The following is a 9,386-nucleotide window of genomic DNA, read 5'->3' on the forward strand; positions in this document are numbered from 1 at the left end:
AGCGCCTCAGCGACTACCAGTCGCTGAGCTTGGTGTCGGGCCCGTATTCCTGGCCATCGACGTCCTTCACCACCGCCTGGCCGCAACGCATGGTCTTGGTCTTCTTGTCGTAGGCATAGGTCGGCGAGCCGAACAGGTGCCAGCCCTTGTTCAACGCCGCCGTCACCTTGTGGCAGAAGGTGTTGTCGTCCGGAGCGGACAGAAAGCGGTAGAGTTTCATGTTTCAGTTCCTGTCGTGAGTACCTATGGCCCGCGCTCTACGCGGGCATCATGCGCCGATGGCCGCCGCCTTCGCCAGCAGTTCTTCGGCCTGCGCCAGATGCAGCCGCTCGACCATTTTGCCGTTCAGCGCGATCACCCCCTTGCCGGCATTTTCGGCAAGCGCGAAGGCCTCTTTTACCGCGCGGGCCGCGGCCACGGCTTCGGGTGACGGCGCAAAGGCACGGTTGGCGGCTTCGATCTGGGCCGGGTGGATGAGCGACTTGCCGTCGAACCCCATGGCGGCGGCTTCCGCGCATTCGCGCGCCAGGGCATCCAAATCGCGAAAATCATTGGTGACGCCGTCGAGAATATCGAGACCACCGGCGCGCGCGGCCAGCACCATCTGCATCAGCCAGGGCATGAGATAGCGCCGGTCCGGCGTGGCCAGGATGCCGGTTTCCTTGATCAGATCATTCGTTCCGGCAACGAAACAAGCGAGCCGCGAGGCCGGGTCACGGCCCAGTTCGGCTATCGCGCCGATGTTGAGCAAGGCCTTCGGCGTCTCGATCATCGCCCAGATCTTGACCGTATCCGGGGCGAAATTGTCGTCAAGCACGTCGCCGGCCTCGAGGATGTCGCGCGGCCTGACGACCTTGGGCAAGAGGATGCCGTCGGCCTCGACCTTCGCCGCCGCCAGCACATCGTCGAGGCCCCATTCGCTGGACAGCGCATTGACCCGCACGATCATCTCGCAGCGCCGGTTCGGGCGACTGGCAAGGATGCCCGCCAGCTTTTCCCGTGCCGCAAGCTTGTCGGCGGGCGCCACGGCGTCTTCGAGGTCGATGATGATGGCGTCGCAGGCAAGCGAAGCGATCTTGGCCAGCGCCTTGTCGTTCGAGCCGGGGATGTAAAGCACCGAGCGGCGCGGGCGGTAGGTTTCATTCATCCTCGATCTATGCCGTCTGCGGAAGGCTGAGGCAAGCACTCAGGGCAATGGCTGACGAGCTGGGAGACGGGACCAATCGTCGAAGTCGGCGCCGCCCCTCATCGCCCTGCCGGGCACTTCTCCCCGTCTAGACGGGGAGAAGGGGGCTTGCCCAGGCGCCGGCCCGATTTCTGCGACGCCGGTGATTGGCGAAACCGCGGATGACAGCGTCCCTCTCCCCGCCACTATACGGGGAGAGGATGCCGGCAGGCAGGTGAGGGGCAGCGCAAACATTCCGGGAAGAGCGAGGGGCAGCATCAAACCGAAGCAATTGCCTGACCCTGCACGAAAACTGCACGCAATTGCGGAAAACCTCCTCCAATCCGCCGCGTCTCTTCCCTGCCGGCCTGCGAGACAGGCGGCATGCAAGAGCGAACAAAACTCCGTTGGTCCCTGCCTTACCGGCTGCGCAGCGAAGGCTGGTGGCTCGTCGATCCGCCAAAGGTTCGCCCGACGGCGTGCCTGCTGCCCTTCGTCCCGAGATCGCCGCCGCGCTATGCCGGCCGCGCGACACAAGCGAGGACCATCCGCTCATGACGGCATTCTTCGCTCCAAGTTACTGCAGCCGCTTCGGCATCGCCGTGCTGCTGGTCGCGCTGGCGGATTTCCTGTTCTACGGCCAGCCCACAGGCATCAATTTCTTGCTGTTCGCCATCCTGATCGCCGGTGCGATCGTGGCCGTGCATCCTTCGGCCTTCAGCGACGCCAGGCTCTGGCTCAAGCCCGCCGCCCTGCTCGTCGCGCTGCTGCCGCTGGTCGAGAACGTCAGCCCCTTGTCCGTCTCGATCGCTCTTGTGGCCCTGGCGGTGTTCGCGCTTTCGCTTGCCGGACGGCTGCGTTCCAGCCTTGCCCGCATCGCCAGCCAGCTCTCGGTCTTCCTGCTCGCCGCGCCGTTCCGGCTCATTCGCGACTTCTTCCGCTGGCGCAAGGCGGCGCGGCGACTTGGCCGGCGCCGCATCCGGCTGGCGGCCATCGCCGTCTGGGTGATGCCGCTGGCGCTCGGCGCGGTGTTCCTGGCCCTGTTCGGCGCAGCCAACCCAGTCATCGAATACTGGTTCACGCTGATCGACCTGTTCGCGCTGCTCGATCTTATCCAGCTGGCACGGCTGGTCTTCTGGCTGCTGGTGCTTGCCGGTGTCTGGGCCTTTCTGCGCCCCCGCCTGCCGCGCATTCTTCGTCGCCTGCCGCGTTTGGCGCTGACCGTGCCTCCCGTTGCGACGCCGCCGACAAAGGCCGTCACCACGATCGAGGACATCGTCTTCGGCAAGGCCGCGATCCTGCGCGCGCTGATCGTGTTCAACATCCTGTTTGCGATGCAGACCGCGCTCGACGCCACCTATCTCTGGGGCGGCGTCGCCCTCCCCGACGGGCTGACCTACGCCGCCTATGCGCATCGCGGCGCCTATCCCTTGATCGTGACCGCGCTGCTTGCCGCGGGCTTCGTGCTGGCGGCGCTGCGGCCGGGCAGCGAAACGTCCGGGGATCCGCTGATCCGTGGTCTGGTCTATGCCTGGGTGGCGCAGAACATCGTGCTGGTCATTTCTTCGATCCTGCGGCTCGACCTCTATGTCGGCATCTACGCGCTGACCTATCTGCGCATCGCCGCCTTTGTCTGGATGGGGCTGGTGGCTGCGGGCCTGGCGCTGATCATCGCCCGTATCGCACTCGGAAAATCCAGCGAGTGGCTGCTGTCCGCCAATCTTCTGACGTTATCGGCGACGCTTTATGCCTGCTCGTACATCAACTTCGCCGCGCTGATTGCCAACTACAATGTCGACCATTCCTACGAAATGAACGGCCCCGGCACCAGCCTCGATCTCTGGTATGTGCGCTCGCTTGGCCCCAGCGCCCTGCCGGCCCTCGATCGCTTTTTCGACCATCAACAGAAGGTGTTCCTCGCCGACCGCCGCGACGGCGTCGACGCGATGACCGAGGCCCACTATCGCACCATACAGAGAAACTGGCGCGCCTGGAGCTTTCGCGACTGGCGGCTTCTGCGCTATCTCGACAGGAACGGCGTTCTCGCAAATCCCGCCGTTTCTGAACCCTACGTGCCGAGCCGCTGATCGATGCCGCATAACATCCTCGTCGCCGACGACGATCCGCACATCCGCGAGATCATCTGCTTCGCGCTGGAAAAGGCGGGGATGAAGACGGTTTCGGTATCCGACGGCGCCGCCGCCCTGCAGGCGATCGAACGGCGCGCACCCGATCTCGTCGTGCTCGACATCGGCATGCCGGAGATGGACGGGCTGGAGGTCTGCCGGCGGCTCAGGCAACATTCCGACGTGCCGGTGCTGTTCCTGTCGGCGCGGGATGAAGAGATCGACCGCATCCTCGGGCTGGAGATGGGCGGCGACGATTATGTCACCAAGCCGTTCAGCCCGCGTGAGCTGGTGGCGCGGGTCAACGTCATCCTGCGCCGCGCCCGTTCCGCGCCGGCCGAGAGCGACGAGCGGCAATTCTCGCATGGCAGGCTGGTGCTGGTGCCGGCCAGCCATAGCGCCAGCTTCGACGGCAAGGCATTGGCGCTGACGGGTATCGAGTTCGCGATCCTCAGAGGGTTTCTTGCCCGGCCCTCGCATGTGCTTGCCCGCGAGGCGGTGATGGCCAGCGCCTATGCCGCCAACATCCATGTCGCCGGCCGCACCGTCGACAGTCATATCCGCAACATCCGCGCCAAGCTGGCGGCGGCCGGCTGCGCCGACGCAATCGAGACCGTGCATGGCGTCGGCTTCCGGCTCGGCCGGTGCGGCGCGTGACCTCCGACAAATGGCGGCCGCGCCTAGCCACGGTCGTCATTGCCATTTTGGTCGTGGTGATGGCGCTGCCGCTGGTCGGCCTGTTCTTCTTCCGGCTCTATGAGAACCAGCTGATCCGCCAGACCGAGGCGGAGCTCATCGCGCAAGGCGCCGTGCTTGCCGCCATCTATGCGCAGGACGTGCGCGAGGCCGGCATTCCTTTTGAGAAACTCGGAGTGCCGATGCCGCCGTCGGGAAACGACGCTGAGAGCCGGAGCGACGAAGCCGATACATCATACCGACCAATTGAGCCGACCCTCGACCTCGCTTCGGACACTGTTCTTCCAACCCGGCCCGCTGCCATCGCCGCCAATGCTGATCCGGCCTTCGCGGCAATCGGCGCGCGCCTGTCAGGCATCCTTACGCAAACGCAGAAAACGACGCTGGCCGGCTTCCGGCTGCTCGACCCCGGGGGTGTGGTCATTGCCGGGCGCGAAGAGGTCGGGCTGTCGCTTGGCGGGGTCGGGGAGGTGCGTGAGGCGCTCGCCGGCCGCTACGCCAGCGCGCTCAGGCTGCGGATCCCCGAGGAGCCGGCGCCACCGCTCTATTCGGTCAGCCGCGGCACCAAGGTGCGCGTCTTCGTCGCCATGCCGGTCGCCGTCGACGGCAAGGTCGCGGGCGTGGTCTATCTGTCGCGAACGCCGAACACGTCAAGCATCTCTATGGCGAGCGCGGCAAGGTGACGTTGGCGGCCATCGCCATTCTCGGCGGCACGCTGCTGATCGGGCTGGTCTTCCTGCGCACCGTCAGCCGGCCGATCTACGGGCTGATCGAGCGGACAAAGCGCATTGCCGCCGGCGACCGCACCGCGATGCGGCCGCTCGACCACCACGGTACGCGCGAAATGGCCGCGCTTTCCACGGCCTTCCTAGACATGGCCGAGAAGCTGCAGGCGCGCTCCGACAGCATCCAGACCTTTGCCACCCATGTCTCGCATGAGCTGAAATCGCCGCTGACGGCGATCCAGGGCGCAGCGGAGCTTTTGCGCGATTCCGGTTCGGCGATGGACGAGGCCGAGCGGCGGCGGTTTTCCAACAACATCGTCACCGATGCCGGGCGGCTCAATCTGCTGGTGCGCCGCCTGCTCGACCTGGCGCGCGCCGAAAACCTTGCACCCAGCGGCGATACCACCTCGATTGGTGCAGCCCTTGCGCTGCTGCCGGCCGAAAACAGGCTGGTGGTTCGCGTCGAAGCGGGCGGCGACATCGGCCTCAGCATCTCCGGCGAAAACGCGGCCATCGTGCTTGCCAATCTCATCGACAATTCGGCGCGGCACGGCGCCACGGCGGTTTCGCTCTCGGCGACCAGCACGGACGGCAAGGCGACGATCCGTGTCAGCGATGACGGCGCCGGCATTTCGCCGAGCAACCGGACCAAAATCTTCGAGCCGTTCTTCACCACGCGCCGCGAGTCTGGCGGCACCGGCATGGGGCTTGGCATCGTGCTGGCCCTCCTGAAAGCGCATGATGGCACGATCCGGCTGGTTGACTCCGGGCGCGGCACGCGCTTCGAGATCATTTTGCCGGTTGCGTGAAGGTTGCGGGCGGCGGATCGGAGAAAAAAGTGCGCTACGACATCGTCATCATCGGCGGAGCCATCGTCGGTTCCTCGGTTGCCTACTATCTGCGCGAGGAAGGGTTTTCCGGCTCGATCGCGCTGGTCGAGCGCGACCCGCAATTCGCCCATGCGGCGACGACGCTGTCCATGGCCTCGATCCGCCAGCAATTTTCCATCCCGGAAAACATCCGCCTGTCGCAATTCACGCTGAAACTATTCCGGCGGCTGAAGGAGACTTTCGGCACTGATGCCGACATCGGTTTCCGCGAGGGTGGCTATCTCATTCTGGCCGGCGAAAACGGCCTGCCGACCCTCAAAGCAAACTATGATGCTCAGATCGCCGAGGGCGCCGACATCCTGCTCGAGGATGCAGACCAGCTTACGCGCCGCTTCCCCTGGCTGTCGGCCGAAGGCATCACCGCCGGCGCCTATGGCCGCACCGGCGAGGGCTGGTTCGACGCGCATGCATTGCTGATGCTGTTCCGCAAGGCACTGCGCGACAAGAAGATCGATTTCATCACCGCCAATGTCACCGGCATCGCGCGGCAGGGCAACCGCGTGACGGGCGTCAGCCTCGACAATGGCGAGACGCTGGACGCCGGCATCGTCGTCAACGCCGCCGGTCCGAATGCCGGCAAGGTCGCTGCTTTTGCCGGGCTGGTGCTGCCGGTCGAGCCACGCAAGCGCAATGTGTTCGTGTTCGAGGCGCGCGAGAAATATGCCGACATGCCGCTGCTGGTCGACCCGAGCGGCATCTATGTGCGACCCGAAGGCTCGGTCTATCTCACCGGCGGCGCCGAGCCGGAGGAAGGCGATGATGCTCCTGATCCCAAGGATTTCGAGGTCAACTGGCCCTTGTTCGAAGAGGTGATCTGGCCGGTGCTGGCGACGCGTATCCCGGCCTTCGAGGCAATCAAGCCAACGCGCGCCTGGGCCGGGCACTACGATTACAACACGCTCGACCAGAACGCGGTGATCGGCCCGCATCCGGAAGTCGGCAATTTTCTCTTCGCCAACGGATTTTCGGGCCACGGCCTGCAGCAGGCGCCGGCTGTCGGCAAGGCACTGGCCGAGCTGATCGTGCATGGCCGGTACAGGACGGTGGATTGCTTGGCGTTTGGCTATGGAAGGGTGGCGGAGGGGCGGGCGTTTCGGGAATTGAATGTGATTTGAGGCTTCTTCCTTCTCCCCTTGTGGGAGAAGGTGGATCGGCGCGCAGCGCCGAGACGGTTGAGGAACGTTGGACGGATCGCCGTCATTGCCAAGCTGGAGCACCCCTCATCCGACCTCGCTTCGCGAGGCCACCGCCCTTGGGCGAGCCACGGGTCTCACCCCGTCCTTCGGACCCCACAAGGGGAGAAGGGAAGACGCTGCTCTAAGCCGCCGCCCGGACGAAGCCGCCATGGCAGATGGTGAGCCGCGTGCCGCAGGAGGGGCGATTGCGTCCGCTGAAAGCGTCAGCCCTTGCGGCCGAACCAGAAGGCGTCGGCCATGCGCTTCATGCCAATGCGCTCATAGAAGCCGACGGCGTCGGGCATCGAGATCAGGCTGATGGCGACGGATGGTCCGAGCTGCCGGCGCGCCTCGTCCATAAGGCCCTTGCCGATGCCCAACCCCTGCGCCGATTGGGAGACGGCGAGTTCGGAAATGTAGCAGACCCAGGCAAAGTCTGTCATGGCGCGGGCAACGCCAAGCAACGGCTTGCCCTCGACATCGAGACGCGCCGTCAGCACTAGGTTTGCGCTCGAAAGCATTTTCTTCAACCGGGCTTCGTCATCGACGGGGCGCGTTTCGCCGAGGCCGGATTCGACCAGCACACGGCGGAACTCGGCAATGTCGAGCGTCGGCTCGCTGACGTAGAGGACCTTTGAAGCTGTTTTCATGCCGCCAAAGGTGCACCACGGGCGGCCGGTTTTGAAGCCTTGCGTGCCGATCTTGTGATCGACGGCCAAGAGCGGGCGCAAACAGCTGCCTTTTATTTGCCCGCGGCTTTGTGTAAACCGGGCGCCAGCAAATCCCCCGCAACGAAAAGAAGACGGGCAGACCCATGGAAAAATTCACCAAGCTCACCGGCGTTGCCGCTCCGATGCCGATCGTCAATGTCGACACCGACATGATCATCCCCAAGGATTATCTCAAGACGATTAAGCGCACCGGGCTCGGCAGCGGCCTGTTCGCCGAGATGCGCTACAAGGACGACGGCTCGGAAAACCCGGACTTCGTGCTCAACAAGCCGGCCTATCGCAAGGCGCAGATCCTGGTCGCCGGCGACAATTTCGGCTGCGGATCGAGCCGCGAGCACGCGCCGTGGGCGCTGCTCGATTTCGGCATCCGCTGCGTCATCTCGACCTCGTTCGCCGACATTTTCTACAACAACTGCTTCAAGAACGGCATTTTGCCGATCACCGTCAGCCCGGAAGATTTGGAGAAGCTGATGGACGACGCCTCGCGCGGCTCCAATGCGACGCTGTCGGTCGACCTCGAGGCCAAGGAGATCCGCGGCCCGGATGGCGGCGTGGTCACCTTCGACCTCGACGACTTCAAGCGCCACTGCCTGCTCAACGGGCTCGACGACATCGGCCTGACCATGGAGAAGGCCGGCGCCATCGACTCGTTCGAAAAGAAGAACGCCGAGCAGCGCCCCTGGGCCTGAACGGCCGGATCTGAGCGCATAGCCCGGCCGCCACAAGCCGGGTTCGTGGCGGAGGGACAGTCATGACACGTTCGCTTCTTGCCGGCGCCTGGGCGCTGGCGTGGACGCTGATGCCGGTGGCTGGCGCGCATGCACAGACCGACATGGTGCTCGTGCCGGCTGACGATCCGTCCGGCGGGGCCGCCGACCAGGGCGCCTCGAGCACCGCCAATGCGGCCCTAACCGACGATGACAGCCAGGGGCCGTTCCCGTTCGAGGGCGGGCAGCTGACCATCACCCAGCCGGAGCAGGACGGCGAAAAGGTGCTGGCCTATGACGGCAAGCAGCTGGCCAGCAATTACGATGTGTTCTTCGACAAGGTCGTCAAGGTCGGCGGCATCAACGTGGTGCTGGTCGATGTCGGCGACGGCGGTAACCAGTGCGGCCCGGCCAAGGTGATCGTGTGGAAGCCGGAAGGCGGCACAGTCCAGACCACCACGGTCGAACAGGCCGAATGCGGCGCGCCGCCGGCCGCCGTGTCGGACAACGCCATCTATTTCGTGCCCTATCTCCTGCCCGGCGAATCGAAGCCTGCGCTGCAATGGTCGCCCACGGACGGGCTGACCACCTCGGGCAATCTGAGCTATATGCCGGAACCCGGCACCGACTGGAAAGATGTCGATCCGGCCAAATACCAGAACATCATCGACGCCTTCCACAATGAGGCCGTCTACAAGGCGGCCGAGACGCTGCTCGGCAAGGACATGCCCGACATGGCGACCAGCCTTTTGGTCGGCGGCGGCACTGAAAAGACGGCGTCCGGCGCCTTCTACGCCAGCGGCTGCGTGCCGCATGATTGCGGCGGCAATGACGGGTTCATGGCGGTCGACCCGGCCAAGCACACACTCTATTTCGCCCGCCGCGGCGACAAGCCCGAGCCGGACGCCTGGCCGGCGGTGACGACGTGGCCGGCCGATGTGAAGGAAGCGCTGGACAAGGCGCTGGGGTCGGGGAATTAGGCGCTTCGTGCGGCGAGCATACCTTTCGTCATCCTCGGGCTTGACCCGAGGATCCTGTGTGTTCGTTCAGTGCTATGTTTGAGGTGGGAAGGAGGCCGAGAGGATCCTGGTCGTCCCTGTTGGGACAGGCCGCGGCATGGCTCGGCCCCTTCCCACCAATGAACCATCAACCTGAACAGTTGCACGGGGCT

Annotated in this window: 8 protein-coding genes and 1 pseudogene; 6 read left to right on the forward strand and 3 right to left on the reverse strand. The window is 64.9% G+C overall.

The genetic code is table 11. The features are described from left to right. Positions 1-13: 13 nt before the first annotated feature. Together AC04SI_RS27255 and AC04SI_RS27260 are read right to left on the reverse strand one after the other, a co-directional pair. The gene (locus AC04SI_RS27255) at positions 14-220 is read right to left on the reverse strand and encodes a DUF1737 domain-containing protein (protein ID WP_006202732.1); all 207 of its coding nucleotides are present in this window, start codon (positions 218-220) and stop codon (positions 14-16) included. Between the two features lie 48 nt (positions 221-268). Beyond that, positions 269-1,147, reverse strand: a complete 879-nt coding sequence (locus tag AC04SI_RS27260) for an HpcH/HpaI aldolase/citrate lyase family protein (protein ID WP_404283430.1) — start codon at positions 1,145-1,147, stop codon at positions 269-271. Between the two features lie 572 nt (positions 1,148-1,719). On the opposite strand from AC04SI_RS27260, the gene AC04SI_RS27265 reads away from it, so the two are divergent. The 4 genes and pseudogenes from AC04SI_RS27265 (at position 1,720) to AC04SI_RS27280 (ending at position 6,717) form a co-directional block, all read left to right on the forward strand. Then, on the forward strand, positions 1,720-3,252 hold the full coding sequence (locus AC04SI_RS27265) for a DUF4153 domain-containing protein (RefSeq protein WP_404283441.1): 1,533 nt from the start codon (positions 1,720-1,722) through the stop codon (positions 3,250-3,252). Positions 3,253-3,255: 3 nt separating this feature from the next. Beyond that, on the forward strand, positions 3,256-3,948 hold the full coding sequence (locus AC04SI_RS27270) for a response regulator (protein ID WP_404283429.1): 693 nt from the start codon (positions 3,256-3,258) through the stop codon (positions 3,946-3,948). 59 nt (positions 3,949-4,007) lie between these two features. Further along, positions 4,008-5,521: pseudogene (locus tag AC04SI_RS27275) on the forward strand (sensor histidine kinase). A 29-nt stretch (positions 5,522-5,550) separates the two neighbouring features. Beyond that, a complete protein-coding gene (locus AC04SI_RS27280) occupies positions 5,551-6,717 on the forward strand; it encodes an NAD(P)/FAD-dependent oxidoreductase (protein ID WP_404283428.1) in 1,167 nt (388 codons plus the stop codon). A gap of 284 nt (positions 6,718-7,001) precedes the next feature. Here the strand turns inward: AC04SI_RS27280 and AC04SI_RS27285 are convergent, their stop codons facing one another. Beyond that, positions 7,002-7,427 carry a GNAT family N-acetyltransferase gene (locus tag AC04SI_RS27285; protein WP_404283427.1) on the reverse strand — a complete coding sequence of 142 codons (426 nt, stop codon included), beginning with the start codon at positions 7,425-7,427 and terminating at the stop codon, positions 7,002-7,004. Between the two features lie 164 nt (positions 7,428-7,591). On the opposite strand from AC04SI_RS27285, the gene leuD reads away from it, so the two are divergent. Both leuD and AC04SI_RS27295 read left to right on the forward strand, forming a co-directional pair. After that, positions 7,592-8,197 (forward strand): 3-isopropylmalate dehydratase small subunit, encoded by a 606-nt coding sequence (gene leuD, locus AC04SI_RS27290; RefSeq protein ID WP_404283425.1) that lies wholly within the window; start codon positions 7,592-7,594, stop codon positions 8,195-8,197. Between the two features lie 62 nt (positions 8,198-8,259). Next, positions 8,260-9,195 (forward strand): Ivy family c-type lysozyme inhibitor, encoded by a 936-nt coding sequence (locus AC04SI_RS27295; RefSeq protein ID WP_404283423.1) that lies wholly within the window; start codon positions 8,260-8,262, stop codon positions 9,193-9,195. Positions 9,196-9,386 lie beyond the last annotated feature (191 nt).

The organism is Mesorhizobium sp. CNPSo 4689, assembly GCF_057784325.1.

Excerpts from the sequence above, each read along its gene's own strand:
- AC04SI_RS27255 (WP_006202732.1), bottom strand. The coding sequence starts at position 220 with ATGAAACTCTACCGCTTTCTGTCCGCTCCGGACGACAACACCTTCTGC.
- AC04SI_RS27260 (WP_404283430.1), bottom strand. The coding sequence starts at position 1,147 with ATGAATGAAACCTACCGCCCGCGCCGCTCGGTGCTTTACATCCCCGGC.
- AC04SI_RS27265 (WP_404283441.1), top strand. The coding sequence starts at position 1,720 with ATGACGGCATTCTTCGCTCCAAGTTACTGCAGCCGCTTCGGCATCGCC.
- AC04SI_RS27270 (WP_404283429.1), top strand. The coding sequence starts at position 3,256 with ATGCCGCATAACATCCTCGTCGCCGACGACGATCCGCACATCCGCGAG.
- AC04SI_RS27285 (WP_404283427.1), bottom strand. The coding sequence starts at position 7,427 with ATGAAAACAGCTTCAAAGGTCCTCTACGTCAGCGAGCCGACGCTCGAC.
- leuD (WP_404283425.1), top strand. The coding sequence starts at position 7,592 with ATGGAAAAATTCACCAAGCTCACCGGCGTTGCCGCTCCGATGCCGATC.
- AC04SI_RS27295 (WP_404283423.1), top strand. The coding sequence starts at position 8,260 with ATGACACGTTCGCTTCTTGCCGGCGCCTGGGCGCTGGCGTGGACGCTG.